Annotated in this window: 30 protein-coding genes; 17 read left to right on the forward strand and 13 right to left on the reverse strand. The window is 71.3% G+C overall.

Annotated elements, in window-relative coordinates:
- Nucleotides 1-126 precede the first annotated feature (126 nt).
- The 6 genes from pstB to OHS58_RS35305 form a co-directional block, all read right to left on the reverse strand.
- Entirely contained in the window at nt 127-903 is a 777-nt protein-coding gene (pstB, locus tag OHS58_RS35280) for a phosphate ABC transporter ATP-binding protein PstB (protein ID WP_247059102.1), read from the reverse strand.
- A 9-nt stretch (nt 904-912) separates the two neighbouring features.
- Nucleotides 913-1,827 carry a phosphate ABC transporter permease PstA gene (pstA, locus tag OHS58_RS35285; protein ID WP_326956666.1) on the reverse strand — a complete coding sequence of 305 codons (915 nt, stop codon included), beginning with the start codon at nt 1,825-1,827 and terminating at the stop codon, nt 913-915.
- A 2-nt stretch (nt 1,828-1,829) separates the two neighbouring features.
- On the reverse strand, nt 1,830-2,750 hold the full coding sequence (gene pstC, locus OHS58_RS35290) for a phosphate ABC transporter permease subunit PstC (RefSeq protein ID WP_247063793.1): 921 nt from the start codon (nt 2,748-2,750) through the stop codon (nt 1,830-1,832).
- Nucleotides 2,751-2,949: 199 nt separating this feature from the next.
- The gene (gene pstS / locus OHS58_RS35295; protein WP_326945124.1) at nt 2,950-4,080 is read right to left on the reverse strand and encodes a phosphate ABC transporter substrate-binding protein PstS; all 1,131 of its coding nucleotides are present in this window, start codon (nt 4,078-4,080) and stop codon (nt 2,950-2,952) included.
- Nucleotides 4,081-4,307: 227 nt separating this feature from the next.
- Entirely contained in the window at nt 4,308-5,213 is a 906-nt protein-coding gene (mshD, locus tag OHS58_RS35300; RefSeq protein WP_326945125.1) for a mycothiol synthase, read from the reverse strand.
- A gap of 69 nt (nt 5,214-5,282) precedes the next feature.
- Nucleotides 5,283-6,038 carry a winged helix-turn-helix transcriptional regulator gene (locus OHS58_RS35305; protein ID WP_247059110.1) on the reverse strand — a complete coding sequence of 252 codons (756 nt, stop codon included), beginning with the start codon at nt 6,036-6,038 and terminating at the stop codon, nt 5,283-5,285.
- Nucleotides 6,039-6,212: 174 nt separating this feature from the next.
- On the opposite strand from OHS58_RS35305, the gene OHS58_RS35310 reads away from it, so the two are divergent.
- From OHS58_RS35310 to OHS58_RS35330, 5 genes are all read left to right on the forward strand, one after another.
- Nucleotides 6,213-7,112, forward strand: coding sequence for an LmeA family phospholipid-binding protein (locus OHS58_RS35310; RefSeq protein WP_247059112.1), 900 nt, complete (start codon nt 6,213-6,215; stop codon nt 7,110-7,112).
- A 9-nt stretch (nt 7,113-7,121) separates the two neighbouring features.
- Nucleotides 7,122-7,556 (forward strand): TlpA family protein disulfide reductase, encoded by a 435-nt coding sequence (locus OHS58_RS35315; protein WP_326956663.1) that lies wholly within the window; start codon nt 7,122-7,124, stop codon nt 7,554-7,556.
- Between the two features lie 273 nt (nt 7,557-7,829).
- Nucleotides 7,830-8,264, forward strand: a complete 435-nt coding sequence (locus OHS58_RS35320) for a DUF4395 domain-containing protein (RefSeq protein ID WP_328645350.1) — start codon at nt 7,830-7,832, stop codon at nt 8,262-8,264.
- 30 nt (nt 8,265-8,294) lie between these two features.
- The gene (locus OHS58_RS35325) at nt 8,295-9,131 is read left to right on the forward strand and encodes a sulfurtransferase (RefSeq protein WP_326945128.1); all 837 of its coding nucleotides are present in this window, start codon (nt 8,295-8,297) and stop codon (nt 9,129-9,131) included.
- Nucleotides 9,131-9,442 (forward strand): DUF1416 domain-containing protein, encoded by a 312-nt coding sequence (locus OHS58_RS35330; RefSeq protein WP_247059122.1) that lies wholly within the window; start codon nt 9,131-9,133, stop codon nt 9,440-9,442. The genes OHS58_RS35325 and OHS58_RS35330 overlap by 1 nt, the downstream gene beginning before the upstream one ends.
- Nucleotides 9,443-9,498: 56 nt before the next feature.
- Here OHS58_RS35330 and OHS58_RS35335 read toward each other — a convergent pair whose 3' ends face one another.
- Nucleotides 9,499-9,696 carry a hypothetical protein gene (locus OHS58_RS35335; protein ID WP_328645351.1) on the reverse strand — a complete coding sequence of 66 codons (198 nt, stop codon included), beginning with the start codon at nt 9,694-9,696 and terminating at the stop codon, nt 9,499-9,501.
- Nucleotides 9,697-9,851: 155 nt separating this feature from the next.
- Between OHS58_RS35335 and OHS58_RS35340 the strand changes: the two genes are divergently transcribed.
- From OHS58_RS35340 to OHS58_RS35360, 5 genes are all read left to right on the forward strand, one after another.
- Nucleotides 9,852-11,210: a DHA2 family efflux MFS transporter permease subunit gene (locus OHS58_RS35340; protein WP_328645352.1), complete on the forward strand. Its 1,359-nt coding sequence runs from the start codon at nt 9,852-9,854 to the stop codon at nt 11,208-11,210.
- Nucleotides 11,211-11,337: 127 nt separating this feature from the next.
- Nucleotides 11,338-11,952: an FABP family protein gene (locus OHS58_RS35345; protein ID WP_326945132.1), complete on the forward strand. Its 615-nt coding sequence runs from the start codon at nt 11,338-11,340 to the stop codon at nt 11,950-11,952.
- An 11-nt stretch (nt 11,953-11,963) separates the two neighbouring features.
- Nucleotides 11,964-12,560, forward strand: coding sequence for a 5-oxoprolinase subunit B family protein (locus OHS58_RS35350; RefSeq protein WP_328645353.1), 597 nt, complete (start codon nt 11,964-11,966; stop codon nt 12,558-12,560).
- A complete protein-coding gene (locus tag OHS58_RS35355) occupies nt 12,557-13,414 on the forward strand; it encodes a biotin-dependent carboxyltransferase family protein (protein ID WP_328645354.1) in 858 nt (285 codons plus the stop codon). Before OHS58_RS35350 ends, OHS58_RS35355 begins: the two co-directional genes overlap by 4 nt.
- Before the next feature lie 276 nt (nt 13,415-13,690).
- Nucleotides 13,691-14,110, forward strand: a complete 420-nt coding sequence (locus tag OHS58_RS35360) for a hypothetical protein (protein ID WP_326956658.1) — start codon at nt 13,691-13,693, stop codon at nt 14,108-14,110.
- Here the strand turns inward: OHS58_RS35360 and OHS58_RS35365 are convergent.
- Entirely contained in the window at nt 14,089-14,937 is an 849-nt protein-coding gene (locus OHS58_RS35365) for an aminodeoxychorismate lyase (protein WP_328645355.1), read from the reverse strand. The two genes, OHS58_RS35360 and OHS58_RS35365, sit on opposite strands and share 22 nt — an antisense overlap.
- Nucleotides 14,938-14,968: 31 nt before the next feature.
- Here OHS58_RS35365 and ygfZ point away from each other — a divergent pair, with 31 nt between their 5' ends.
- From ygfZ to OHS58_RS35380, 3 genes are all read left to right on the forward strand, one after another.
- Entirely contained in the window at nt 14,969-16,099 is a 1,131-nt protein-coding gene (gene ygfZ / locus OHS58_RS35370) for a CAF17-like 4Fe-4S cluster assembly/insertion protein YgfZ (RefSeq protein WP_326945138.1), read from the forward strand.
- Nucleotides 16,100-16,148: 49 nt separating this feature from the next.
- Nucleotides 16,149-16,715, forward strand: coding sequence for an RsiG family protein (locus OHS58_RS35375; RefSeq protein WP_326956655.1), 567 nt, complete (start codon nt 16,149-16,151; stop codon nt 16,713-16,715).
- An 88-nt stretch (nt 16,716-16,803) separates the two neighbouring features.
- Nucleotides 16,804-17,739, forward strand: a complete 936-nt coding sequence (locus OHS58_RS35380; protein ID WP_328645356.1) for an asparaginase — start codon at nt 16,804-16,806, stop codon at nt 17,737-17,739.
- On the opposite strand, the gene OHS58_RS35385 is transcribed toward OHS58_RS35380, so the two are convergent.
- A complete protein-coding gene (locus tag OHS58_RS35385; protein WP_247059142.1) occupies nt 17,740-18,636 on the reverse strand; it encodes a hypothetical protein in 897 nt (298 codons plus the stop codon).
- 207 nt (nt 18,637-18,843) lie between these two features.
- Here OHS58_RS35385 and OHS58_RS35390 point away from each other — a divergent pair, with 207 nt between their 5' ends.
- The 3 genes from OHS58_RS35390 to OHS58_RS35400 all read left to right on the forward strand — a co-directional run bounded on the left by OHS58_RS35390 (nt 18,844) and on the right by OHS58_RS35400 (nt 21,020).
- A complete protein-coding gene (locus OHS58_RS35390; RefSeq protein WP_247059144.1) occupies nt 18,844-19,032 on the forward strand; it encodes a DUF3073 domain-containing protein in 189 nt (62 codons plus the stop codon).
- A 110-nt stretch (nt 19,033-19,142) separates the two neighbouring features.
- Nucleotides 19,143-19,997, forward strand: a complete 855-nt coding sequence (locus OHS58_RS35395) for a 3-hydroxybutyryl-CoA dehydrogenase (RefSeq protein WP_256475830.1) — start codon at nt 19,143-19,145, stop codon at nt 19,995-19,997.
- A gap of 93 nt (nt 19,998-20,090) precedes the next feature.
- Nucleotides 20,091-21,020, forward strand: coding sequence for an alpha/beta hydrolase (locus OHS58_RS35400; protein WP_328645357.1), 930 nt, complete (start codon nt 20,091-20,093; stop codon nt 21,018-21,020).
- Here OHS58_RS35400 and OHS58_RS35405 read toward each other — a convergent pair.
- The 4 genes from OHS58_RS35405 to OHS58_RS35420 form a co-directional block, all read right to left on the reverse strand.
- Nucleotides 20,996-21,844 (reverse strand): ECF transporter S component, encoded by an 849-nt coding sequence (locus OHS58_RS35405; protein WP_328645358.1) that lies wholly within the window; start codon nt 21,842-21,844, stop codon nt 20,996-20,998. The genes OHS58_RS35400 and OHS58_RS35405 overlap by 25 nt on opposite strands.
- A 373-nt stretch (nt 21,845-22,217) precedes the next feature.
- A complete protein-coding gene (locus OHS58_RS35410; RefSeq protein WP_328645359.1) occupies nt 22,218-23,828 on the reverse strand; it encodes an ABC transporter ATP-binding protein in 1,611 nt (536 codons plus the stop codon).
- Complete coding sequence (locus OHS58_RS35415) at nt 23,825-24,904, reverse strand: CbiQ family ECF transporter T component (protein ID WP_328645360.1); 1,080 nt, start codon at nt 24,902-24,904, stop codon at nt 23,825-23,827. Before OHS58_RS35415 ends, OHS58_RS35410 begins: the two co-directional genes overlap by 4 nt.
- Complete coding sequence (locus OHS58_RS35420; protein ID WP_328645361.1) at nt 24,901-25,527, reverse strand: hypothetical protein; 627 nt, start codon at nt 25,525-25,527, stop codon at nt 24,901-24,903. The genes OHS58_RS35415 and OHS58_RS35420 overlap by 4 nt, the downstream gene beginning before the upstream one ends.
- 77 nt (nt 25,528-25,604) lie before the next feature.
- Between OHS58_RS35420 and OHS58_RS35425 the strand changes: the two genes are divergently transcribed.
- On the forward strand, nt 25,605-26,516 hold the full coding sequence (locus OHS58_RS35425) for a Gfo/Idh/MocA family protein (protein WP_328645362.1): 912 nt from the start codon (nt 25,605-25,607) through the stop codon (nt 26,514-26,516).
- Nucleotides 26,517-26,688: the final 172 nt, after the last annotated feature.

Below are 26,688 nucleotides of genomic sequence, written 5' to 3' on the forward strand. Positions count from 1 at the left end.
CGGGGGCTTTTCTTTGTGTATCAAATGGTTTCGAACATCCACTTCGGACACCAACCGACAAAAGAAGAAGGCCTTTCTCGCCGGCCCCGAGCGCGGGCGAGAAAGGCCTTCCGTGACAACGACTACTCAGCCGAAACGGCCGGAAATGTAATCTTCCGTGGCCTTCTCGTCCGGGTTGGAGAAGATCTTCTCCGTGTCGTTGAGCTCCACCAGCCGGCCCGGCTGCCCGACGCCGGCGAGGTTGAAGAACGCCGTCTGGTCGGAAACCCGGGCTGCCTGCTGCATGTTGTGCGTGACGATGACGATCGTGTAGTCCTTCTTCAGCTCACCGATCAGGTCCTCGATCGCCAGGGTCGAGATCGGGTCCAGGGCCGAGCACGGCTCGTCCATCAGGAGCACGTCCGGCTGCACCGCGATCGCGCGGGCGATGCACAGACGCTGCTGCTGACCACCCGAGAGGCCGCCGCCCGGTTTGTTGAGGCGGTCCTTGACCTCGTTCCAGAGGTTGGCGCCGCGCAGGGCGCGCTCGCCGATCTCGTCGAGCGTCTTGCGGTTCTTGGTGCCGCCCAGCTTCAGCCCGGCGACGACGTTGTCCCGGATGGACATCGTCGGGAACGGGTTGGGGCGCTGGAACACCATGCCGATCGTGCGGCGCACCTGGACCGGGTCGACGGCCGACGCGTAGATGTTCTCGCCGTCCAGCAGGACGTCGCCCTCGACGCGGGCGCCGGGGATGACCTCGTGCATGCGGTTCAGCGTGCGCAGCACCGTCGACTTGCCACAGCCCGACGGGCCGATGAACGCGGTGACGTTACGCGGCGGCACGGAGAGGGAGACACCGTCGACGGCGTGGAACTTGCCGTAGTAGATGTCCACGTCCTTGACGTCGATTCGCTTTGCCATGGCTACAGCTCACTTCTTCTTCGGGGCGACAAGGCGCGCGAACACGGTGGCGAGGAGGTTGATGATCGCGATGATGAGCACCAGCGTCAGCGCCGCGCCCCAGATCCGGTCGAAGCCGACCGAGCCGGGGTCCATCGAGTTGGTGACGCGCTCGTTGTTCATCAGCAGCGGGAGCGCCGCCTGCTCGCCGCTGAAGATGTCCCAGTTCGTGTAGGCGGAGTAGCCGACGAGGACCAGCAGCGGCGCGGTCTCGCCCATCACGCGGGCGAGCGCCATCATGATGCCGCCGATGATGCCGGACAACGCCGTCGGCAGCACGATCTTCACGATCGTCTTCCACTTCGGCACGCCCAGCGCGTAGGAGGCCTCGCGCAGGTCGTCCGGGACGATCCGCAGCATCTCCTCCGACGAGCGGACGACGACCGGGATCATCAGCAGCACCAGGGCCAGCGACACGGCGAAACCGCTGCGCGGCAAGCCGAACGTGGTGATCCAGAGCGCGTAGATGAACAGCGCGGCGACGATCGAGGGGACACCGGAGAGGATGTCGACCATGAAGGTGGTGGCCTTCATGAGCTTTCCGCGGCCGTACTCGACCAGGTAGATCGCGACGAGCATGCCGATCGGCACCGCGATGATCGCGCAGACGAGGCCCTGCAGCAGGCTGCCGACGATGGCGTGCAGCACGCCGCCGCCGACCTCGTCGGACAGGTAGTTGCCCAGGTCCTGCGACCACCAGTTGGTGTACGGGATGCGCTTGATGCCGTTCGCGACGACCGTGTACAGCACCCACACCAGCGGGACGACGGCGATCAGGAACGACAGCCAGACCAGCGTGGTCGCCAGCCCGTTCTTGACCTTGCGGGCCAGGCTGACCTGCTGGAACGCGGGAGTCGTGGCGGGGGCTTCGAGCGTGCTGGTCATGCTCACTCTCCCTTCTTGCCGATGACGGACCGCGCCGCGAAGTTGACGAGGAACGTGAGCACGAACAGCACCAGGCCGGCCGCGATGTACGCGCCCGCCGAGATCTCGTTGTTGAACTCGCTGTAGTTGGCGGCGATCTTCGAGGCGAACGTCGAACCGCCGTCGAAGAGGCTCCAGTCGAAGTTCCGGCCCTGCGGGATGAGCAGGATGACGGCCAGCGCGATCGTCTCGCCGAGCGCGCGGCCGAGGCCGAGCATCGACGCGCCGATGTAGCCGGCCTTGCCGAACGGCAGCACGGTGGTGCGGATGACTTCCCAGCGCGTGGCGCCGAGTGCCAGCGCGCCTTCGAGGTGCGGGGTCGGCGTGCGCTCGAACACCTCGCGCGAGAGCGACGTGATGATCGGCAGGATCATCACGGCCAGCACGATGCCGGCGGTGAAGATCGTGCCGCGCACGCTCGGCGCGACGTTGCCGGGCGCCAGCAGCGGGAACCACGAGAAGGTGTCGTTGATCCACTGCGAGAACGGCTCGATCGCCGGCGCGAAGACCAGGATGCCCCAGAGGCCGAAGATGATCGACGGCACCGCGGCGAGCAGGTCGATGACGTAGGCGAACGGCCGCGCGAGCCGCTTCGGCGCGTAGTGCGTCAGGAACAGCGCGATGCCCAGCGACACCGGCATCGCGATGATCAGCGCCACCAGCGACGTCGCCACCGTGACCTCGAGGAGGTCGAGGATGCCGAACGACATGTTCGCCGGGTCGTTGGTCGACCAGCCGTGGTTGGTCAGGAAGCTGGCCTTGTTGGCCTGCAGCGCGGGGATCGCCTGGATGAGCAGGAAGAGCCCGATCAGGCCGATCAGGGCGACGACGAAGATCCCGGCCCCGGTGGTCAGGTTCTGGAAGATGCGGTCACCGGGCCGCACCTTCTTCCGCTTCTCGCTCGCGGGCGGCTCGGGCACCGCCGTCGAGGTGGGTTGCTCCGAAATCGGATCCTCCGGGGGCGTGGTGGCGGACGACGAACGCCCACCGGGGTCGCCGGTGGGCGTTCGCGTCGAGGATGACTCGCTCATCAGCTACTTCTGACCAGCCTCTATCAACTCGGGTACCAGTCGCAACGCGGGGTCAGGAGATCGCCTGGACCGCGGCCAGGACCTTGGTCTGCAGCGACTGCGGGATCGGCACGTAACCCTTGGCGGACAGCGGCTGCTGACCGTCGGTGGCGGCCACCGTCAGGAACGCCTTGACGGCCTTCGAGACATCGGCGTTCGCGTACTTCGAGCAGACGATCTCGTAGGTCGTCAGCAGCAGCGGGTAGGCACCCGGGGTGTTGCTGGCGTAGATGCCGTTGAGGTCGAGCGCGAGGTCGTTCGTGCCGTCCTTGAGGAACTTGGCCGAGTCGAGCGACTTCGCCACGTTCTCCGAGGTCAGCTCGACGCCGCCGGAGCCGCTGTCGATCAGGGCCGGCGTGAGGCCGTCCTTGGCGAACGCGCCTTCGACGTAGGTGATGGCGCCGTCGGCGGCCTTCACCGCGGTCGCGACGCCGTTGGAGCCCTGCGCACCGTTGCCGACGCCACCGTTGAACTTCTTGCCGGCACCCTTGGTCCAGTCGGCCTTCGCCGCCGCGCCCAGGTACTTCTGGAAGTTGTCGGTGGTGCCCGACTCGTCGGCGCGGGAGACGACCTGGATGGCCTTGTCCGGCAGGTTCGCGCTCTCGTTGCCCTTGACCGCCTTGATGGCCGGGTCGTTCCACTTGGTGACGCCGCCGCTGAAGATCTTGGCGATGACCGAGGGGGTCAGCGTCAGCTTGTCCACACCGGACAGCTTGTAGGCGACGGCCACCGGGCCGACGACCATCGGGATGTTCCAGGCGGGGCTCGCGCAGCGCTTGGTGGCCGCTTCGAGGTCCGCGCCGGTGGCCGGCGAGTCCGAGCCGCCGAAGTCGATCTGGTTGGCGTTGAACTGCTTGACGCCGGCGCCCGAGCCACTGGGGTTGTAGTTGACCTGCTGGCCCGAGCACTTCTTGCTGTACTGCTGCGTGAAGATGTCGATCGCGTTCTTCTGTGCCGACGAGCCTTCGGCGGACAGCGGGCTCTTGCCGCCGCACGCCACGTCGGCCGTGCCGGTGGCGGCCGGAGCCGCAGCCGAGTTCGAGCTGCTGCTGTTCGTCGCCGCGGGGTCGGAACCACAGGCGGCGAGCACGAGCGCGGCGCTCGCCACGATGCCGACCGCGCTCAGGGGCCGCATGATCTTCACTGCATTTCCTCCATCAGGAGCATCACGGGTTCGGCAGCGGCGTGTTTCGCCGCGCCGGATCCGGACATTAGGCAGCCCTGGTGGACGGTCAGCCGTGAACAAATGAACGCAAAGTGAACAAGGCCCCGGATGTGAGCAGTGCGACTACTCCGAAAGGATGCCGTGTCCTGGCCGTGACCTGGGGGTTTGCCGACAGTGACGACTTGCTTGCACGGCGTCCAACGTGGTCACCGACCGTACTGGACGTCGGTCTCGTGACGCGTGAACCCGAGCTTGGTGTAGACCGCCAGCGCCGGCGCGTTGTCGCCCTCGACGTACAGGATCACCTGCCGCAGCCCCTGCTCCGCCAGGTACCGCAGCCCGGCCAGCGTCAGCGCCCGGCCGAGGCCACCGCCCTGGGCGGCCGGGTCGACGCCGACGACGTACACCTCGCCGACGCGCTCGCCGCCGAACCGGCCCGGCGTGGCCTCGTGCACCTTCGTCCAGTGGAAGCCGATCACCGCACCGTTCTCCTCGGCGAGGAAGAAGCCGGCGGGGGCGAACCACGACCGCCGTTCGTCGGCGCGGATGTCGTCCGCCGTCATCGCACCCTGCTCGGGGTGCCAGTCGAAGGCGCGCGCGTTGACCTGGACGACGGCGTCCTCGTCCTGCTCCGGCACGAAGGTGCGCAGCGAGACTCCGTCGCGCAACACCGGCTCCGGCCAGTCCGCGCCGTCGACGGTGGTGTGCAGGATCAGCAGTTCGCGCTTGCGCTCCAGCCCGGTCCGCAGCGCGAGCTGCCGGGCCGCGGGGTGGTCGCCGTGGGCCCAGACGCGGAACCCGACGGCGGCGCGCTCGTCGAGCGCCTGAAGCAGCTTCGCGCCGTACCCGCGGTTGCGGTGGGCGGGGTGCACGAGCAGCTCGGCGACCTGGTGGCCGAAGGAGTCACCCGTGGTGTCGAGGTGCGCGTAGCCGACGACGTCGCCTTCGACGCAGGCGACGAGGTGCTCACCGCCGTCGAACTCACCGGGCAGCGCGCCGTCGGGTTCGACCTCGGGCCGCCCGTCCGCCTCGCGCACGGCCAGCAGCAGCTGCCGCACGTGCGCGAGCTGCTGCTCGTCCAGCTCCTGAAGCCATTCCCCGTCTCCGCTCACCCCTGGACCGTACCCGGGACCCGGAGCAACGCGAAGGTCGTGCGGGACGTCCTGGAGAGCGTGGGGGACCTAGTGCGCGTGTTCGGGGGTGTCGGCCGGGGCCTCGGCGGACGCCTGCACCGGCAGGTTGGGCCGCTGCTGCGCGCCCTTGGCGGGCCGCTCGAACTTGTAGCCGACGTTGCGCACGGTGCCGATCATCTGCTCGTGCTCCGGGCCGAGCTTGGCGCGCAGCCGCCGGACGTGGACGTCGACCGTGCGGGTGCCCCCGAAGAAGTCGTAGCCCCAGACCTCCTGCAGCAGCTGGGCGCGGGTGAACACCCGGCCGGCGTGCTGCGCGAGGTACTTGAGCAGCTCGAACTCCTTGTAGGTGAGCTCCAGCGTGCGCCGCTTGAGGCGTGCGGTGTAGGTCGCCTCGTCGATGACCAGCTCGCCGACCCGCAGCTCGGCGTCGACCTGCGCGGAACCGCCGTCGCGGGTCGTGACCAGCCGCAGCCGGGCGTCGACCTCGGCCGGGCCGGCCGTCGGCAGGAGGATGTCGTCGGTGCGCCATTCGGCGCTCACGGCCACCAGGCCGCCTTCGCCGACGACGGCGATGATCGGGGTGGAGGCCTCGTCCTCGCCGGTGCCCTTGAGCAGCCGGCAGAGGCTCTTCGCCGAGGCCAGATCGCTGCGCGCGTCCAGCAGGATGACGTCCCGGTGACCCGCGTCGAGCAGGGCGGTCACCTCGGGGGGACGGACGCGTACGGTGTGCGGCAGCAGGTCCAGCGCGGGCAGCACCGACGTGGCATCCGCTTCCGCAGTCAGTACCAGAAGGTCCAGGCTCATGAGCCGCACCGCCTTCTCAAGTCGTCGCCTCACGGTGGCGTTAGTCGGTGCTAAGTGAGAATAGCGGCTCGACGGCCGGGTACCTAACCCTTGCTGGATCGATCACACCTGGAGAAACCCCCGGTGCGCCCGACGAACCCCGAGCAACCCCGACGAAACAGGAGTACGGACGCGATGGTGAGCAGGCCCGTGACCCGGGACGACCGACCCGCACCGAGGCCGGACGCGCGACGCCGCGGCCGCCGGGGCCGTCGCTGGGTGATCGCCCTGGTCGTGCTGGTGCTGCTGCTGGTCGGCGCCGACTTCGGGGCCGCCGCGTTCGCCGAGCACACGATCTCGCAGAAGGCGCGCGAACAGCTGCAGCTGACCGACGACCCGTCGGTGACCATCCACGGCTTCCCGTTCCTCACGCAGGCCCTGGGCGGTGACTACAGTCACATCAGCGTGTCGGCCGCCGGCGTGCCGGTCGGCGACAAGCTCCAGGACGTCGCGCTGAACGCCGAGCTCGAGGACGTCACCGCGCCGCTGTCGGACCTCACGAACGGCAACACGAAGGCCATCACCATCGGCAAGCTGACCGGGGCGGTCACCATCAAGGCCGCCGACCTGGCCCGCATCTCGCCGCTGGACAAGATCAAGGACCTGCGGATCGAGCCCGCGACCACGGACTACGTCCAGAACGGCGACTCCGGGCAGGCCGAGCCGACGCCGACGACCACCACGACCGCCGCCGACGGCCAGCCGGTCGACGAGTCGAGCACCGGCGTCCGCATTTCGGGACACCTTCAGTTCGCGGGCAAGGATCTGGAAATCTTCTGCTTCGCGATGATCGAGGCGGACGCGAAGGCGGGAACGATCACCTTCGCGCCGAAGCGGCTGCAGTTCGGGAATGACCAGGAGACCACGGTCGTTCCCCAGGCGGTGCAGAAGGCGCTGCTGCCGAACTTCAACGCGTCGATCGCGACGAAGGACCTGCCGCTGTCGGTGACGCCGACCGGCGTGCGGGTGCAGAGCGGATCGGTGACGATCAAGGGTGAGGCGTCGAACGTGTCCTTCGCGGACCTGAGCAAGTAGGAGTGGCCGGTGACGGGGCTGTGGGTGCTCGTGGCGGTACTGGTGGCCGGGACGGCCGCCGGGCTGCTGCTGCGGGCCCGCAACGGCCGGGTGCGGGAGGCGCGGGACGCCGGGCCCGTGCGTGAGCTGCCCGGCCCCGTCGCCGCCGTCCTCGACCCGGCGTCCGCCGTGACGCTGGTCCAGATCTCCACCACCTTCTGCGCGCCCTGCCGGCACGCGAAGGCCGTCCTCGCGCCGCTGGCCGAGCGGACCGACGGCCTGCACCACGTCGAACTCGACGTCACCAACCAGCCGGAGGTCGCGCAGGCCCTGGCCGTGCTGCGGACGCCGACCACGATCGCGCTGACCCCGGACGGCCGGGAGCTGCTGCGCGTCGGCGGCGTCCCGAAGGGCCCCGAACTGCTGGACGCGCTGCGCCCGCATCTCACTGCGCGGACGTCCTGACCAGGACCTCGTCCCAAGGGACGGGAATCGTCCCAAGGTATGAACGTGGTTCCCACTCTGAGGGAGCACTGGGTACCCTCGCACCCGTGACCAGGCTGACCACCTTCTTGACGCAGCGACGCGCAGTAGACCTCTGCCGCGTCCGCAGCAGCCTGTGTCGCCTTCAGCCAGACCAGCGCTGAACGACGTCTTCATCGCCTCGGTCCCCAGCCAGCCTGAAAACGCTGACGCGTGCCGTTCGCACGCATCCCCTCTGCTCCAGCTGGAGGAACCATGTCCGCCGGACCGGCCGTCGACCCGCGTGGCCCGCGGTTCGCCGCCATCCTGACGACGATCGTGCTCGCGGTCGTCCTGGTCACCCAGTGGTGGCCGCTGCTGGCGATCCAGACCGTCGTCTTCGCGATCGGCGCGTTCGTCGGGCTCAAGCCCGCGCCGTACTCGATCGCCTACCGCTACCTGGTGGCCCCGCGCCTCGGCCCGACGACCGAGCGGGAGGACGCGGCGCCGCTGCGGTTCGCCCAGGCCGTCGGGTTCGTGTTCGCGCTCGTCGGCACCATCGGCTTCGCCGTCGGCATCACGCCCCTCGGTATCGTCGCGACGGCCTTCGCGCTCTTCGCGGCCTTCCTCAACGCGGCTTTCAACTTCTGCTTGGGCTGCGAAATGTTCTTGCTGATCAAACGCTTCAGTCCCGCCCGCGCGTCGTCCTGAAGATCCAACCCAGAAAGAGAGTTCATCTCCATGAGCCGTGAAGACGTCCTGGTCACCACCCAGTGGGCCGAGGAGAACCTGGACACCCCCGGCGTCGTGTTCGCCGAGGTCGACGAGGACACCACCGCCTACGACGGCGGCCACATCCGGGGCGCGGTGAAGTTCGACTGGCGAAAGGACCTGCAGGACGGGGTCCGCCGCGACTTCGTCTCCAAGGAGGGCTTCGAGAAGCTCCTGTCGGAGAAGGGCATCTCGAACGACGACCGCGTGGTCCTCTACGGCGGCAACAACAACTGGTTCGCCGCCTACGCGTACTGGTACTTCAAGCTCTACGGCCACGAGAACGTCCAGCTGCTCGACGGCGGCCGCAAGAAGTGGGAGCTCGACGGCCGGGAGCTGAACTCCGACGACGTCAAGCGCGACACCACCGACTACAAGGCCAAGGACCAGGACCTGTCCCTGCGCGCGTTCCGCGACGAGGTCGTCCAGTCCATCGGCGCGAAGAACTTCGTCGACGTCCGGTCGCCGGACGAGTTCTCCGGCAAGCTGCTCGCCCCGGCGCACCTGCCGCAGGAGCAGTCCCAGGTCCCCGGCCACATCCCGGGCGCGCTGAACGTGCCGTGGGCGAAGGTCGCCAACGAGGACGGCACCTTCAAGTCCGAGGGCGAGATCGACGAGCTCTACAAGGAGCAGGGCATCGACGCCGGCAAGGGCACCATCGCCTACTGCCGCATCGGTGAGCGCTCGTCCATCGCGTGGTTCGCGCTGCACGAGCTGCTCGGCCACCAGGACGTGAAGAACTACGACGGTTCGTGGACGGAATACGGCTCGCTGGTCGGCGTGCCGGTCGAGTTGGGAGCCAAGTGATGGCGGTCGACGACAGCTGCGGCGCACCGGTCCAGGAGGCCACGCCGGCGGACTACGACACCAAGGGCCAGGTCGTCCTGGCCGGCAAGGTGACCGGCGCGGACGGGCCGGTCGGCGGCGCGTTCGTCCGGCTGCTGGACGGCGGCGGCGACTTCACGGGCGAGGTCGTCTCCTCGGCCGACGGCGACTTCCGCTTCTACGCGGCGCCGGGCGAGTGGACCGTGCGCGCGCTGCACCGCAGCGGCAACGGCGAAGCGTCCGTCACCGCTTCCGGGCCCGGCCTGCACCAGCTGGCCATCTCGGTCGCCTGAGTTCTGCTCTGCCGTGAGGGGCACCTTCAGGGACTTTATGTCCATGAGGGTGCCCTTCACGGCTTTCCAGCGGCAGCCAGGACGCGGTCGGTGTAGTCCCGCAGTGAGGGGAACGTCTCCGCGATCGCGAGCTTCCGCTGCTGCTCGGCCGGCTCGGCGATCCGGTCGCGGGCCGCGGTCCGCCAGTCACCATCCTCCGGGCCGCGCAGCACCAGCGCGATCTCGTCGCGGCTGAGCAAAACTTTGTCCTGCAACATCTTCACGGTGGCCAGCCGGTGCAGCTCGTCCGGCCCGTAGACGCGTTCCCGCCCCGGCGCGACACCGCGACGCCGACGGTCGCGGCGGTTTCCCCGATGGACAGCATGAGACGAGTTGACCTCAACCCGGGTTGAGGTCGCAACCTGTTTAGGTGACCCTTACCGCTACTGCGACGCGCCGGACCGGCCTGCTCACCGCCGTCTTCCTGGGCAGCTTCATGGCCCTGCTCGACGTCAGCGTCGTGAGCGTCGCGCTGCCGACCATGCAGCGGACGCTGGGCACGAGCTTCAGCGGCCTGCAGTGGATCATCGACGGCTACACCGTCGCCCTCACCGCCGTGATCCTCTCCGGCGGCACGCTCGGCGACCGCTACGGCCGCAAGCTCGTCTACCTGTGCGGGCTGACGTTGTTCACGATCGCGTCGGCCGGCTGCGCACTGGCGCCGACGCTCGAAGTGCTGGTCGTCGCCCGGATCATCCAGGGCTTTGCGGCCTCCGCCGTGATCCCGGGCTCGGTCGCGCTGCTCGCGCACGCGTTCCCGGAGCCGGCCGCGCGGGCGCGGGTGATGGGCCTGTGGAGCACGGTCGCGGGCTGCGCGCTGGTGCTCGGCCCGCTGATCGGCGGCCCGCTGACCGACGCCTTCGGCTGGCCGTCGATCTTCCTGATCAACGTGCCGATCGGGCTGGTCGCGGTCGTGCTGGGCCGCCGCGGGATCAGCGAGTCCCGCGACCCGGCGCACGGCGCGCTCGACCTGACCGGGCAGGTGCTCGGCGCCCTGTGGATCGGCCTGCTGACGTACGCCGTGATCGAGGCCGGCCGGCTCGGGCTGAGCACGTCCGTGCTGGTCACCGGCGTTCTCGGGCTCGCCGCGCTGACGGCGTTCATCGTGGTCGAGCTGCGCGCGGAACACCCGATGCTGCCGGTGCGGCTGTTCGCCAGGACCCGGTTCTCGGTGGCCATCTTCGCCGCGTGGAGCCTCGGGTTCGCGGCCTACCCGGCGGTCTTCCTGATCGGCGTCTACCTGCAGCAGGCCCGCGGCGCGACGGCGACCGAGGCGGGCGTCCAGATGCTGCCGTACGTGCTGGCGAACGTCGCCGCGGCCTTCACCGCCGGCCGGCTTTCGGCCCGCTACGGCGCGGAGCGGCTGCTGCCGATCAGCTACTTCGTCGCGGCCGTCGGCTCCTTCGCGTTCCTGGTACTGGACGCGCGGAGCCCGTACTGGCTGGTGGCGCTCGCGTTCGCGCTGGCCGGCGCCGGGGTCGGGCTGTCGGTGACGCCGTCGAACATCGTCGGGCTGGCCGGGCTGCCGGGGCACCGCAGCGGGATCGCGTCGGCGACGGTCAACGCCGCCCGCCAGACCGGCACCGCGCTCGGCGTCGCCGCCCTCGGCGCGTTGCTGGCCCGCGGTTCGACGCTGCCGAGCGGCCTGCACGCGGCGATGGGCGTGGCCGGCGTGGTGCTGCTCGCGGTGACCGTGCTCACCGCGGCGACCCTGCGCCGGGCCGGCTGAGCGGCGGCGGACTATCCTGCTGGGCGTGGAAGCACTGTTTACGACCTTGCTGGTGCTCGCCGGCGTCGCGATCACCTGGTTCGCCGTGTACGTCGTCTACCGGCTTTACGCGGACCAGCGCTGACCCATGACCGACAGCGGCGACGACGCCATTGCAGCAGCGGAAATGCGCGCGGCGAGCACCCGCGCGCGCAACCTCCCGTTGTGGGACGACCTGCCCATCCCCAACGACACGGCCAACCTGCGCGAGGGGCCGGACCTCAACGAGGCCTGTCTCGCGCTGCTGCCGATGGTCGGTGTCTGGCGCGGTGAGGGCGAGGTCGACTACCCGACCATCGAAGGCCCCCGCAAGTTCGCGCAGCAGCTGACGATCGCGCACGACGGCCGGCCGTTCCTGATCCACGAGTCGCGGTCCTGGCTGCTCGACGACGAGGGCAACGTCATCCGCCCCGCCGCGCGCGAGACCGGGTTCTGGCGGCCGCAGGCGGACGACACGCTCGAGCTGCTGCTCACGCACAACACCGGGCTCGTCGAGCTGTACTACGGCAAGCCGCGCAACCAGACGTCCTGGGAGCTGGGCACCGACGCGGTGATCCGCACGGCCAGCGCGAAGGAAGTCAAGGCCGCCCAGCGGCTGTACGGCCTGATCGAGGGCTCGCTCGGCTACGTCGAGGAGCGCGCGATGATGGGCCAGGAGCTGCAGCCGCACACCTCGGCCCTGCTGCACCGCGTGGTCGGCTGACGGCACCCGGCATGCGCTGGCGGCGGTGTGGCGAGGACGCCGCCCTGCTGGACTGCGACTCGCTCGACCAGATGCGGGCGGCGCACGCGACGGTGCTCGCCGCGCGCCCGGACGGCGTCGTCGACCTCGTTCCCGGCGCTCGCAGCCTTTTGGTCGTCGGCGCGGTCGCCGCGGTACGCGCGTTGCTGGACGGCGCCGATCTCACGCACCCACCCGACGGCAACCCGCGCGAAGTGACCCTCGACGTCCACTACGACGGCGAGGACCTCGCGCTGGTGGCCGCCGACGCCGGCTGCTCCGAAGACGCCGTGGCCGAGCTGCACACCGGCGCCGCCTACACGGTCGCGTTCACCGGCTTCGCGCCCGGTTTCGGCTACCTGACCGGACTTCCCTCGCCGTTGCGGCAGCCGCGGCTGGATTCCCCGCGCACCCGCGTCCCGGCCGGGTCGGTGGGGCTGGCGGGCGAGTTCACCGGCGTCTACCCCCGCGAGTCCCCGGGCGGCTGGCGGCTGCTCGGGCACACGACCACGCCGCTTTTCGACGCCCACGCCGACCCGCCCGCCCTGCTCGCACCGGGCGATCGCGTGCGGTTCCGGAGCGTCCGGTGAGGTCACTGGAAGTCGTCTCGTCAGGCCCGTACGCGCTGGTCGAAGACCTCGGCCGGCCCGGATACGCGCACCTCGGCGTGGCACCGTCGGGTGCCCTCGACACGGCGTCGCTGCGGCTGGCGAACCGGCTCGCCGGTAACCCCGAGGACCTGGCCGGCATCGAAGCCCTGCTCGGCGGCCTTTCGGTGCGCTTCACGGCATCGGCGACGGTGGCCGTGACCGGCCCGTCGGTCGCGGTCGACGTCGACGGCCGTCCCTTCGGCTCCCACACGGCGGTCTTCGTCGGAGCCGGGCAAACGCTTGCCGTGGGCACCCCCGGTGCCGGGTTGCGCTGCTACCTGGCGGTGTCCGGCGGGATCGACGTCGAGGAGGTGCTGGGCAGCCGGTCCCGGGACGTCCTGTCCGGCATCGGCCCGGCACCGCTGCGGTCCGGCGACGTCCTCCCGCTCGGTCCGGCCCGCGGAGTCCCGGCGGGCGCGGACGTCGTCGTCCCGGCCACGGCGCCGCCAGACCTGGTGATCCCGGTGACGCCGGGTCCTCGCGACGACTGGCTGGAGTCCCCGGCCGAGGGCCTGTCGGCGTGGTGGACGGTGACGCCGGAGTCGAACCGCGTCGGCCTGCGCCTGGACGGCACCCCGCTGCGCCGGGCCGCGGAGTTCGCCGAGGCGGAGCTGCCCAGCGAAGGCGTGCTGACGGGCGCGATCCAGGTCCCGCCGAGCGGCCTCCCGGTGGTCTTCCTGAACGACCACCCCACCACGGGCGGCTACCCCGTCGCGGCAGTGGTCCGGACCGCCGCACTGAGCGCACTCGCCCAGGCCCGACCGGGCACCCGAGTGCGCTTCCGGGTGGCCTGAAGCGCCCCGCCCACCGCAGCCGCCGCCCACGGCCTGCCGGCGGTGCTGCCCCAACCGCGCCACCGGTGTCTGGAAAAGCCGTGAAGGCCTCCTTCCCGGCTCTTATGGCCGGGAAGGAGGCCTTCACGGCTTTCGGTGGGGTGGAGGGCGTGCTCGGGTGCGCTTCTGGGTGACGTGAAAGGTCTGTACCGCCACGCGGGTGAGACCCGGATCACCCGGTGCACCCGTCCGGGTAGCGCCCGGAACCATGTCGCGGCGCCACCCGTCCAGATAGCTGTGGAACAGGTGACGATCAGCGGTGGCACGGGTTTCCTGGACGTGAACGTGCGCGCGCGGGCGGAGCTGCCCCAGGCGTTGCGGATCGCGCTCGCCACCGGGCAGCTGCGGCGTCCGCTGGCCACCACGCTCGGCCCCGTGCTCGACCTGCTCGTCGACGGCGACTACCGCGTCAGCGGCCCGGAACGCCTGCCGGACGAGGTGTCCCTCACCCCGACCGACACCTGGCCGCCGTCCGACGAGGCGCGCGTCGGCTACTACCGGACCGCGATCCGCACCGGCCACCGCCCGGTCGCCGTGGTCCTCGCCGACGGCGAGCGCGAGCTGATCCTCGACGGCCACCACAAGATCGCCGCCTACCGAGCCGAGGAGATCGCGCCCGCGGTCGTGCGGATCGCTCAGGCGTACTCGGCCTCGTAGGCCGCCACCAGCTCCGCGTACACCGCCGACGAGTCGGGCAGCCGCACACCGTCCAGCGTGTGGACGCGCGTCAGCTTGCGGACCGACGAAGCCATGAACACGCCGTCCCCCGCCACCAGGTCGGCCACACGCAGCGGCTCCACCTTGACCGCCCAGCCGGCCTGCTCCGCGCCGCGGAACAGCGCGGCCTGGGTGGTACCCGGCAGAATGCCGACGCTCGACGGCGGCGTGAAGAGCGTCCGCCCCTTCGCCAGCACCACGGTCGACGTCGGGCCTTCGAACACCGAGCCGTCGGCGGCGGTGAAAATCACATCTTCGGCGCCGCGGCGGCGGGCTTCGCGCAACGCGGCCATGTTCATGGCGTACGACAACGGCTTCGCGCCCAGCAGCAGCCACGGCGCGCGCTCGGCGAGGTCCGGCGGGAAACCGCGTTCCAGGGTGACCGCGGCGACACCCTCGGCGCGCGCCTTCAGGATCGACGGCGCGACCTCCGAACCCAGCGCGAAACCGGTCGGCACCGCGGCGGGATCGCCGTCGGAACCCCTGGTGTACACCAGTTTCAGCACCATTTCGGGGCTGCCGGTCCAGTGTTCGAGCACGAGCGAGACGACTCGTTCCCAGGCCGCGAGATCGGGCTCCGGCAGGTCGAGCATGGCCGCCGACCGCGCCAGCCGCTCCAGGTGCGGCCGCAGTTCGCGGGGCTTGCCGCCGACCACGAGGATCGTCTCGAAGACGCCGTCGCCGCGGGTCAATCCGAGGTCGTCCACCTTGATCTGGGCGGTGTCCGGGTCGGCCAGGGTTCCGTCGAGGAAGACGAGCACGCGCATTCCCACACCGTACTCACCTAGGCTGGGCGGTATGCCGTACCGCTCGCCGCTGCTGGACGTGCCCGGATCCATCCCCCCGCCCGACGACCACCCCGAAGCCGGCGTCCCCTGGCACTGGGGAGACCCCTTCGCGGAGCAGCGCACCGCGACGCGCGGCGTCGTCGTGATCGATCGGTCACACCGCGAAGTCCTGGCCGTGACCGGCGAGGAGCGGCTGTCGTGGCTGCACCTGGTGATCTCGCAGCACGTGACCGAGCTCGCCGAGGGGTCCGGCACCGAGGCGCTGGTGCTCGACAGCCAAGGCCGTGTCGAAACGCACATGGTGCTCGCGCACCTCGACGGCACCGTCTGGCTCGACGGCGACCCGGAGCCGCGCGTGACCAGCGCGCTGCCGAAGGGCGGCCCCCAGACGCTGCGCGAATACCTCGAAGCCATGAAGTTCTGGTCCAAGGTGGACATCCGCGACGCGACCGACGAGCTGGCCCTGCTCACCGTGCTCGGCCCGGACAGCGAACGCGTGCTGAGCGCGGTCGGCGCCGAGGTCGGGCCGGAGCCGTACGCAGTCGTGGCGCTGCCCGGTGGCGGTTTCGCGCGGCGGATGCCGTGGCCCGGGCGGTTCAGCGTCGACCTCGCGGTGCCACGCGCCGAGCTCGCCGGCTGGTGGAAGAAGCTCACCGACGCCGGCGCCCGCGCGGCCGGGAGCTGGGTGTTCGACGCCTTGCGCGTCGAGTCGCTGCGGCCGCGGCTGGGCGTCGACACCGACGATCGCACGATCCCGCACGAGGTGGGCTGGGTCGGTTCGGCCGCGCACGTCGCGAAGGGCTGCTATCGCGGCCAGGAGACGGTGTCGAAGGTGCACAACGTCGGCCGTCCGCCGCGCAACCTGCTGCTGCTCCACCTGGACGGTTCCCCCGAGATCCGGCCGGAGCCCGGCGACCCGGTGCTGCTCGACGGCCGCACGGTCGGCCGCGTCGGCACGGTGATCCAGCACCACGAGCTCGGCCCGATCGCGCTGGCCCTGGTCAAGCGGTCGACGCCGGTGGGGGCCGAGCTGCTGACCGGCTCCGAAGACGAGCTCGTCCAGGCGGCGATCGACCCCGACTCCGTGCCGTCGGAGCTCCCGGCGCCCGGGCGGGCCGCGGCGGCGCAACTTCGTGGCTGATCGAAAACCCCTGACAGCAGGATCACGCCCAACCGGGATAAACTGCGCTGTGATCGAAGTGCGGCCCGGCGGCAGGCGGCGGATCGACCGCGTGCTCGGCCCGGGATACCTCAGCGGCTTGGGTGACCTGCCGTTGAAGGTGCTCCGCGAGCGGCGCGACGAAGCCGCCCAAGAAGAGACCGATCTTTCCTACTTGCGCAGGCTGCTGCACGCCCGGATCGACATCGTCCGCGCCGAGCAGACCCGGCGCAGCTCCGGCGGCGAGTCCAGCATCGTCGACCAGCTGGCCACGATCCTCGCCGACAACGCGCTGGGCCCGGCCGCGGGCTCCGGGCGGCACCAGCAGCTGGAACCCTCACGCGCCGGCGAGCACCGCCGGCACGCCGAGGCGCTGATCGGCGACACCGACCTGACCGACGTCGGTTCCCTGACGGACGACAAGCTCGCCTCCGCTTTGGACACCTACGCCAGCGAAGAGGTTTCGGTGTCGTCGTTCCGGCGCGAGGTCCAGAACGTCATGGACACCCTGAACGCGGAGATCGCCCAGCGCTACCAGCAAGGTTCGGCCACAGTGGACGAGCTGCTCGAGAGCGAAGGCGGGCACGAGGCTCAGTGAACCTCATTCAGCCGTCGCCCGGCGCGAAGGTCACCGCTGGCAGCCGGGCTGCGGCACCGCAGCGCCGTGCTAACCAGAATGAGGTTCAGTGACCAACCCTGTCCTGGCCGAGGTCGTCCGTTCCGATTTCGTCGAAAGCGTCCACCGTGGCGCGCTCGTGGTGACGGGCCCTGAGGGCGACGTCAGGCTGGCTCTCGGCGACGTCACCTCGCCGGTCTTCCCGCGTTCGTCGAACAAGCCGTTGCAGGCCGTCGGGATGCTGCGGTCCGGGCTGGACTTCACCGGCGAGGACCTGGCGCTGGCCTGCGCGTCCCACTCCGGCGAGCCCCGGCACGTCAAGGGCGTGCTGGAACTGCTGCAGGCGGCGGGCCTGACCGAGGACGACCTCGCGTGCCCGGCCGACTTCCCGCTGCACGTGCCGAGCATGCGCGACGCCGCCGAGCCGCGGCGCGTGATGATGAACTGCTCCGGCAAGCACACCGGCATGCTCACCACCTGCGTCCGGGCCGGCTGGCCGACCGCGGGCTACGAGGCGCCGGACCACCCGCTGCAGCAGGCGATCGCCGCCGCCGTCACCGACCTGACCGGCGAGCCGGTCGCGCACACCGGCGTCGACGGCTGTGGCGCGCCGCTCCTCGCGTTCTCCCTGACCGGGCTGGCCCGCGCGTTCGGCCGGGTCGGCAGCGCCGCCGACGGTCCCGAACGGACGGTGGCCGACGCGATGCGCGCCCACCCGTGGCTGGTCGCCGGCACCGGGCGCGAGGACACCGAGCTGATGTCCGCCGTGGACGGTCTCGTCTCGAAGGGCGGCGCCGAGGGCGTCCAGGCCTTCGCGCTGCCGGACGGGTTCGCGGTGGCGTTGAAGATCGACGACGGCGCGAAGCGGGCCTGCGCGCCGCTGGCCGTCGAAGCGCTGCGGTTCCTCGGCGTGGACGTCTCCGGCCTCGACGAGCTCGCCCACGGCTCGGTGCTCGGCGGCGGTCGCCCGGTCGGCGAGATCCGGGTGCCGGGGCTGCGCGGCTAGCTAGTTCGCGCGTTCCCGCGAGGCCAGGTCGCCCCAGAACTCCCGCAGGTCGGAGAACAGCTCGGCGAGCTCCTCGACGTTTCCGGAGCGCAGCGCGTCCAGGATGTCGTGGACCTCGTCGGCGGTGGTGTCGGCTTCGAGGATGGGGTCCGCGAACAGCTGCACGAGGCCGCCGTAGTCGAGCTCGACGATCGAGTCCGCGTGGAAGTTGTCGAGCCAGCGCCGCGTCTCGAACAGCACCCGGCCCGGCCCGGAGTCGCCGAAGGTCTGTTCCAGCAGGTCACCGGCCTCGCGCGCCCGGTGCTGGGCGTCGGCGAGGGTGCTCCGCCAGGACAGTTCGCGCTTCGGGTCGTCGCGGCCGGAGCCCAGCACGAGCTTGCGCTCCTCCGGGTCGACCAGCACGAACCACGGCAGCGGAACGGTCCAGGTGGTCGACAGCGTGTGCGCGGCGGAGGTGCTGAGGTCCGACAGCGCGGACTTCGTGCGGGCGCGGATCGCGTCCTGGGTGAAGCCGGCTTCGTCGAGGATGACGTTCTTCAGCGCCGGGTGCGCGTCGCCGAGGAAGGTCACCAGCGCGGCGGCCGAGCGGGCGCGCAGCTCCAGCGGGCAGACGAACGGGCCGTGCACGCGCTGGGCGGCCGGCACGTCGGCCGGATCGAGCACCAGGACGTCGGTCTGCAGGCTGGGCGCGGCCTTGCCGTTGGCGAGCTCGGCGGGCAGCAACCGGCGGGGCGCGGCGACCTGTGACTTGAGCCACATGGCCTGCTCGCGGGCACCCGCGTCGGTCCGCCCCAGCTTGGCCGCCGCGACGGCCGCGCGCAGCCGATCGTCGGGCGGCTCGCCCAAGGCGAGCAGGGGTTCGTACACCCGCAGATAGGCCACGAAGGGACGGAGCACGAGTAGATCGTGGCACGCCGACCTGCGCCGATCGTCACCGACCGGCCGGTAACCGGTGTCCGGCGGACACTGTCACCACCGGCACACCGTGCCACGTCGCATCGAACCCCCCGGACACGGTACGGTGTCAGCAGGAAAGAATTGTCGAGACGATGCGGGGCCGCCGATTCCCCCGGCCGCCCCGCCCCTGTGCGAGGGGGTCGAGCCATGGGGCGCGGCCGGGCTAAGGCCAAGCAGACGAAGGTGGCGCGCGAGCTCAAGTACAGCTCGCACGAAACCGACTTCGATGCTTTGCAGCGCGAGCTGTCGACTGGTTCCTCTAGTGGTCACTATGAGGAGCCCGATAGCAATGATCAAGATCCGTACGACGACGGGTACGACGAGTACCGTCGTTGAGCACGCGTAACCGCGCGAGGGCGTAGCTGGGCACAACCCGGCGACCGCCCTCGCGCGCTGCGTGCTGCCCAAAAACCTGTGGGCTGCGTAGCGGATGAAGGAGTGAGCCGGTGGTAAGTCGGGTTGGAGTCGTCGGGGCGGGACTGATGGGTTCCGGCATCGCCGAGGTGCACGCGCGGTCCGGATTGGACGTCGTGGTCACCGAGGTGAACCAGCCGGCGCTCGACGCGGGCAAGGCGCGCATCGAGAAGTCGCTCCAGCGCGGCGTCAAGAACGGCAAGCTCTCCACCGAGGACGCCGACGCGGCCCTCGGCCGGCTGCGCTTCACCACGGACATCGCCGAGTTCGCCGACCGCGAACTGGTCATCGAAGCGATCCTCGAGCAGGAACAGGCGAAGGTCGACGTCTTCCGCCAGCTCGACAAGATCGTCGAGGCGGAGGACGCGCTGTTCGCGTCCAACACGTCCTCGATCCCGATCATGAAGCTGGGCATGGCGACGAACCGCCCCCAGCAGGTGGTCGGCATCCACTTCTTCAACCCGGTCCCGGTGCTGCCGCTGGTCGAGCTGGTGCCCTCGCTGCTGACGAGCGAGGAGACGGCCCGCCGCGCGGAGGACCACGCGACGACGGCCCTGGGCAAGACGGTCATCCGGTCCCAGGACCGCGCCGGGTTCATCGTGAACTCGCTACTGGTCCCGTACCTGCTGTCGGCGATCCGGATGATCGAATCGGGCTTCGCCTCGGCGGAGGACATCGACCGCGGCATGGAGCTGGGCACGGCTCACCCGATGGGCCCGCTGCGGCTGTCGGACCTGATCGGCCTGGACACCATCAAGGCGATCGCGGACTCGATGTACGCGGAGTTCAAGGAGCCGCTGTACTCGTCCCCGCCGCTGCTGCTGCGCATGGTGGACGCGGGCCTGCTGGGCAAGAAGACCGGCCGCGGCTTCTACTCCTACGGCTGACCGACCTTCGTCGCCGCACGATCCACTTTCGGTGGTCCGTGCGGCGACTTTGTCGTCTTGGGCCGGGCGGCCGGGCTCGCTTGACTGTCAGGCATGCCTGAGCTGAGCCGCCGTGCTGCCCTCGCCGCTTCCGCCGCCCTGGCGCCCGCTTTCGCGGGTGCTTCGCCCGCGGACGCCACCACGCGACGCCGTCGCGGCGTGACCACCTTCGTCTTCGCCGCGGGCGCCAACGGCGTGTCGGCCGCCCCGAACGAGCTGGTCCTGCGCGGGCACCGCGGCGTCGGCGTCGACCAGCCGGGGCAGCAGTTCCGGCTCTCCTACCAGGCACCCCAGGACCTGGCGGCGTTCGCGACGGAGCCGTCGGCGCTGGCCGGCGTCACGCTCGCCGACCAGGTGGCGGCCACGGTCGAGGTCGTCCGCCGCGCGGCGGCGCACGGCCCGGTGGTCCTGGTCGGCGCCAGCATCGGCGGCGCGGCGATCAGCCTGGTCGCCGACGCCGTGCCGGACCTGATCGACCTGCTCGTCTACGACACGGCGTTCTGCTGCGTCGACCTCGAGACCCCGGACGAGTACATGGCCACCCCGGAGGCGGCCGAGACCCGCGTCGGCGATCTGCTGGGCTTCGCCGCGGCCGACCCGTCGGTGATCGGCGCGGTCCGGTTCAACTGGCGCACGGCGAACCGCGCGCTGCTCGCGAAGGCCAAGGAAGCGTTCGTCGCCAACGGCACGGACGCCGAGTTCTACGCGTTCCTCAACGCCATGGCCCCCGACGACCTCCTCGGCAAGGGCGCCACCCCGGCCCGCGGCGACCGCGCGAGGTGGGGCCGCGTGCCCCGCGTCTACGTCCGGCACCTGCGCGACCGGATCATCCCCCTGGAACTGCAGGACCGCATGATCCGCGAGGCCGACGCCGCCACGCCGGGAAACCACTTTCACGTCGTCGACCTGGACACCAGTCACGTCCCGGACGCGGCGAAGCTGGCTGAGCTCGTCGACATCTACGACGGGTTGACGCGCTCCTGATCGAAGATCACGGGCGCGTCGAAGGCCGCCCGCCGCGACGCGCGGCGCAGGACGGCCAGGACGGCCGGCCCCAGCACGAGGATCGCGACGGCGTTGGTGATCGCGCGGCCGGTGTCCCAGCCGAGCGTCGAGGTCAGGACGGTGAAGACGGCGAACCGGTGCAGGTTGTCCAGCAGCGGCGCGCCGGGCACGTAGCCGAGGCCCGCGGTGGTGCCGCCGAGCGACGACCCGGCCAGGAACGGCCACGACCACAGGCTCATCAGCAGCCCGAAGAGGTAGGCCGCGACGACGCCGTACGCCACGAGCAGCGCGATCTCCGCCTTCCCGCGGGCGCGCGGCAGCAGCCCGGCGCCGAGCCCGATGAGCGACGACGCGAGCATCTGGAACGGCAGCCACGGCCCGACGCCCGCGGTCAGCAGCGCCGAGGTGAACAGCGACGTCGAGCCGAGCACGAACCCGAACCCGGGCCCGAACACCCGCCCGGCGAGCACGAGCAGGAAGAACACCAGCTCGATCCCCCCGGTCCCGGCCCCGAGCGGCCGCAGCCCGGCGTTCACCGCGGACAGGACGCCGAGCAGCGCAAGCGCTTTCGCATCGATTCCGCCACGCGACAGTTCGGCCAGCACGACGAGGATCAGCACGGGCAGGGTCGCCATGAAGACGAACGGCGCATCGGCGGTGTGCGCGGACACACTGGGCGCGGGGTGCGCGAAGAGCGGCCAGCAGAACATGACGAGGCCGAGGACCGCCGCGACGGTGAGCACCAGCGCAGGACGCGGCCGGAGGCGGATGGCCCGGGGCGGCGGGTCGAGGAAGCCGGTCACGTCAGCACCTCGCACGAAGTCGCGCGGGACCACGCCCGCCCACCGACACCGGCTCGCAAGCCGCACGGCGCCGCAAAGGTGCGCCAAGCAGCTCTCGGCGCGTTCAAGCGCCGCGCGGGGTCGACGCACGGCCGCCCACACGAAGTCGCGCAGGACCGCGCCCGCCCACCGACACCGGGTCGCGAGCCGACCGGCGGTGCAAAGGTGCGCCAAGCAGCTCCCGGTGCGTTCAGGCACAGCGCCGGGTCGACGCGCGGCCACCCACACGAAGTCGCACAGGAGCGCGCCCGCCCACCGACACCGGCCCGCGGGCCGAACGGCGGCGCAAAGGTGCGCGAGGGCGCAGCAGGCGAGCGAAGTCGAACGGCGGACGTCATGACAGGGCTTCCGCTACTTCGTCCACCGTCAGCCACTCCTGCGGCGCCAGCACCTTCGCCACCTGGGGCGCGAAGGCCGGGGACGCGACGATGACGTCCTTCGTCGGGCCGTCCGCTACCACCTCGCCCTCGGCCATGACCACCACGCGGTGGGCCACCGATGCCACGAACTCGACGTCGTGGGTGGCCAGCACTATCGCGTTGCCCTGCGAGGCCAGCTCTCGCAGGATCGCCGCGAAGCGCCGTTTGGCGTGGTAGTCGAGGCCGCGCGTCGGCTCGTCCAGCAGGACCACCGGGGGTGCCGCCGCCAGCTGGACGGCCAGCACCAACGCCAGTCGCTGCCCTTCGGACAGGTCGCCGGGGTGCGCTTCACCGGCGATCGCGGGGGCCAGGCGGTCCAGCAGGGACCTCGCCGTGCCTGCTGTGGCGCCGGATTCGGTGTCGGCCTGTGCGCACTCGGCGTCGACCGAATCCAGGTACAGCAGATCGGCGGGTGACTGCGGGACCAGCCCCACACGCTGACGGGCCGCTCTCGGCTTGAGCGACGCGGGGTCCACGCCGCCGACGTCGACCTTCCCCGCCGACCGCGGACCGCTGCCCTGCACCGCCCAGAGAAGCGACGACTTGCCGGAGCCGTTGCGTCCCATCAGCGTGACGATTTCCCCCGGCCCGACGCGCAGGTCCACCCCACGCACCGCCAGGACATCTCCGTAGCGGACCACCACCCCTCTAACATCCAGTGCTCGACCGGTCACCGAGAGGGTACGACCCACCACCGACAATTTCGGACGATGTGACTGGAGACGCGAGCGCAGCGGCCCCGCGACCCGCCGCGCGTCCCGCACCGACAGCGGCAACGGCGACCAGCCCGCGAGCCGCCCCAGCTCGACGATCGGCGGCGCGATCTCCGCCGTCGCCAGGATCTCCGCCGGCGGCCCGGACCGCACCGAGCCGTCGCCCGGCAGGTACAGCAGCCGGTCGGCGTACTGGACGACGCGCTCCATGCGGTGCTCCGCGACGACCACCGTGGTCCCGAGGTCGTGCACCAGCCGCGTGATCGCCGCGAGGACCTCCTCGGCCGCCGTGGGGTCCAGCGCCGACGTCGGTTCGTCGAGCACCAGGACCCGCGGGTGCGCCGTCAGGACCGAGCCGATCGCGACGCGCTGCTGCTGCCCGCCCGAGAGCGTCCGAAGTGGACGGTGGCGCAGCTCGGCGATGCCCAGCAGGTCCAGGGTTTCCTCGACGCGCTTGCGCATGACGTCCGGCGCCACCGCCAGCTGCTCCATCGCGTACGCCAGTTCCTCCTCGACCGTGTCGGTCACGAAGCCGGCCAGCGGGTCCTGACCGACGACGCCGACCACCGCGGCCAGCTCGCGCGGCGGGTGAGACGACGTGTCCAAGCCGTCGACCAGCACCCGCCCGGCCAGCCGCCCGCCGGTGAAGTGCGGGACGAGCCCGTTGATCGCGCCGAGGAAAGTCGACTTGCCGACGCCGGTCGGCCCGGCGACCAGGCACAGCTCGCCCTCCTCGACCAGCAGCGAGACGTCGGACAGCACCGGCCGCGCGGCGTCCGGGTAGGTCACCGTGACCTGCGAAAACTCGATCACCGGACCACCTCCGACAACGACGGCGGGCGGGGTGCGACGAACGCGGGCAGCGCCCCGAGCAGCAACGACAACGCCGGCAGCAACGACACCTCGGGCCAGCTCAGCGGGCTCAGCGACGGGTAGAGGTTCCCCGGATCGACCCGCGCGGAGAAGAACAGCAGCGCGCACGCCCCGACGCCGGACGCGACGACCAGCGTCTCCGGCCGGCGCCACGGGTCCGGCCGGTAGGCCGTCCGCCGGATGCGCCGCCCGCCCAGCACGAACCCGGCCGCGGCCACGACCAGCCCGAGGGCCAGCAGCGGCACGCCCAGCCACGACGACGTCCCGTCGAGCACGCCGTAGACGCCGACGCACACGCCGACCAGCCCGCCGAGCACGCAGCCGGCGATCGTCGCGCGCACGCCGGCGCTCAGGTACGCGCGGCGGCCGTAGCCGCGCGAGTCCATCGCCGCCGCCAGCAGCAGCGAGCGGTTCATCGCGTCCTCCAGCACCGGCACCACGATGCCCTTGACCGCCCGCAGCCCGCGAGTCCGCCCCGCCCGCAGCCGCCGGGCCCGCCGGACGCGCTGAACGCTCTCGACCAGTTGCGGCGCCACCGTGAGCGCCACCGTCACGGCCGTACCGACCTCGTACAACGCCCCCGGCACGGCCTTGAGCAGGCGTTTCGGGTTGGCCAACGCGTTCGCCGCGCCGACGCAGAGCACCATCGTCGCCAGCCGGAGGCCGTCGTAGAAGCCGCCGAGCAGTTCCTCCGCCGACGTCGAGCCGAGCAGCGACACCCCGGCCGCGAAAGCCGGCAGCGGGATCCGCGGCAGCGTGAACAGGATGTGCCCGCCGTCCTCGCCGCCGATCAGGATCCGGAACAGCACCCGCGTCGCGACGATCACCGCGCCGACGTAGGCGTACAGCCGGAACGCCAGCGCCCACGGCGCGTCACTCCGCCGGTTCGCGACGACGAAGCCGATGACCGCGATGAGCAGGCCCAGCAGCAGCGGGTTCGTCGTCCGGCTGGCCGCGACGGCCAGCGCGAGCGCCCAGACCCACCACGCGCCGGGGTGCAGCGCCCGGCTGGTCACGTCCGGCGACGTCGTGCGGCGACCCAGGCCGCGCCACCGATCAGCAGGATCGCCGCGATGGCGATGACCACGCCCCACGGGAAGGAACTGCTGGTGGCCGCGGGCGCCGGGGACGGGGTCGAAACGGCCTGGCGGACCGGCGCCACCCGAGGCGGCGTCGGCAGGTCGTTGGCCGTCTTCGGCCGGGCGAACGACCAGCCCTCGAACCCGTCGGCCGCCGGCTTCGACGTCTGGGCGCCTTCCTGGCTCGACTCCCACTTGCCGCCGGCCGCGGCGTGCCAGTAGCTCCAGTACGCCGTCGCCGACGGCATGCCCGCGCACGACTCGACGTCCGGGCCCGGCTTGCCGTCGATCCGGCAGGCGATGGCGAGGCCGTACTTCTGCGAGCCCGCGACGTCGATCCCGGCGCCCTGCAGCGCCGCGATGCCCGTCGCGGGGGTGCCCGGGGCGCAGCGGATCAGCGGCTGCGGCGCCAGGTCGCCGAAGTCCACGACCACCGTGACGCCGCCACCGGCCGGGCAGGTGCCGTCCGTGCCCGTCGCCGACGCGGGCGCGGCCCCGGCGAGGCAGGTGGCCAGGAGGAGCAGGCAGACCGCGGCGATGCGGGACGGCAGGGTGATCATGCAGGCACTTTAGCCAGGACGGCCGCCGTCGCAGGTGCGGTTCCGGCGCGACGCCGACCACACCTAGACTGCGGCCCGTGGGACAGCGCATCGCGGAGGGACAGCTGCGGGTCGGCCTCGTCGGCGCCGGCCCGTGGGCCACGACGGTTCACGCGCCCGGCCTGGCGGATCACCCCGGCACGGCGCTGACCGCGGTCTGGGCCCGGCGGCCGGAGGCGGCGCAAGCGCTTGCGGACACCCACTGCGCGACCGCCGCCGAGAGCATCGAAGACCTGTTCGCGCAGGTGGACGCCGTGGCGTTCGCCGTCCCGCCGTCGATTCAGGCCGAGCTGGGCGTCCGCGCGGCCGAAGCCGGGAAGCACCTGATCCTCGAGAAGCCGATCGCCGCCGACCTGGCCGGCGCGCAGCGGCTGGCCGACGCGGTCGCGGCCGCCGACGTCGCCGCCCTCGTCGTGCTGACCCTGCGGTACTCGGCGCAGACCCAGGAGTGGCTCGCCGGGCTCGCCCAGGCGGGCGGCTGGGCCGGTGGCGGCGCGCGCTGGCTGTCCGGCGCCCTGCTCGGCGGCCAGTACGCGGCCTCGGAGTGGCGTCAGGACGACGGCGGCGCGCTGTTCGACATCGGCCCGCACGCCCTCGACCTGCTGGACGCCGCGCTCGGGCCGATCACCGACGTCGTCGCCGCGCGGCGGAGCCCCGGCGACACGTGGCAGCTGATGCTGGCCCACGAGAACAACGTGGTCAGCACGGCCACGCTGGCCCTGCGGCTGCCGGTGCAGCCGACCGTCGTCGAGGTCGCCGTCTGGGGTCAGCACGGCTACCGCACGCTCGGGCGCAAGCCCGGTTCGGCGGCGGAGTCCTACACGGCGTTGCTGGACGACTTCGCGGCGATGATCGCCAGCGGCACCACGGCCCACCCCTGCGACGTCCGCCGCGGCCTGCATCTGCAGGGCCTGATCGAGCGCGCTCGCGAGCTGGCCGGCGAAAAGTAGTACACAGGCACCCCCTGAGAGTTTCCGTTGTGAATCAAGGGGTTTACGAAGCATCCCCCGATTCATCCACAGGGTTGTCCACAGCATCCACTGTGGACAGTGCGCCTCCCGACCGAACCACGGAAAGTTCCGTCGCGCCACCGGAAAGATCACCGAATAGTGCGCCTCCCTC

Source organism: Amycolatopsis sp. NBC_00348 (genome assembly GCF_036114655.1).
Taxonomy (GTDB): Bacteria; Actinomycetota; Actinomycetes; order Mycobacteriales; family Pseudonocardiaceae; genus Amycolatopsis.

Bases quoted from the DNA above. Each gene is read 5' to 3' on its own strand.
- pstB (WP_247059102.1), bottom strand. From the start codon at position 903: ATGGCAAAGCGAATCGACGTCAAGGACGTGGACATCTACTACGGCAAG.
- pstA (WP_326956666.1), bottom strand. From the start codon at position 1,827: ATGACCAGCACGCTCGAAGCCCCCGCCACGACTCCCGCGTTCCAGCAG.
- OHS58_RS35305 (WP_247059110.1), bottom strand. From the start codon at position 6,038: ATGAGCCTGGACCTTCTGGTACTGACTGCGGAAGCGGATGCCACGTCG.
- OHS58_RS35310 (WP_247059112.1), top strand. From the start codon at position 6,213: ATGGTGAGCAGGCCCGTGACCCGGGACGACCGACCCGCACCGAGGCCG.
- OHS58_RS35320 (WP_328645350.1), top strand. From the start codon at position 7,830: ATGTCCGCCGGACCGGCCGTCGACCCGCGTGGCCCGCGGTTCGCCGCC.
- OHS58_RS35325 (WP_326945128.1), top strand. From the start codon at position 8,295: ATGAGCCGTGAAGACGTCCTGGTCACCACCCAGTGGGCCGAGGAGAAC.
- OHS58_RS35330 (WP_247059122.1), top strand. From the start codon at position 9,131: ATGGCGGTCGACGACAGCTGCGGCGCACCGGTCCAGGAGGCCACGCCG.
- OHS58_RS35345 (WP_326945132.1), top strand. From the start codon at position 11,338: ATGACCGACAGCGGCGACGACGCCATTGCAGCAGCGGAAATGCGCGCG.
- OHS58_RS35350 (WP_328645353.1), top strand. From the start codon at position 11,964: ATGCGCTGGCGGCGGTGTGGCGAGGACGCCGCCCTGCTGGACTGCGAC.
- OHS58_RS35365 (WP_328645355.1), bottom strand. From the start codon at position 14,937: ATGCGCGTGCTCGTCTTCCTCGACGGAACCCTGGCCGACCCGGACACC.
- ygfZ (WP_326945138.1), top strand. From the start codon at position 14,969: ATGCCGTACCGCTCGCCGCTGCTGGACGTGCCCGGATCCATCCCCCCG.
- OHS58_RS35390 (WP_247059144.1), top strand. From the start codon at position 18,844: ATGGGGCGCGGCCGGGCTAAGGCCAAGCAGACGAAGGTGGCGCGCGAG.
- OHS58_RS35400 (WP_328645357.1), top strand. From the start codon at position 20,091: ATGCCTGAGCTGAGCCGCCGTGCTGCCCTCGCCGCTTCCGCCGCCCTG.
- OHS58_RS35420 (WP_328645361.1), bottom strand. From the start codon at position 25,527: ATGATCACCCTGCCGTCCCGCATCGCCGCGGTCTGCCTGCTCCTCCTG.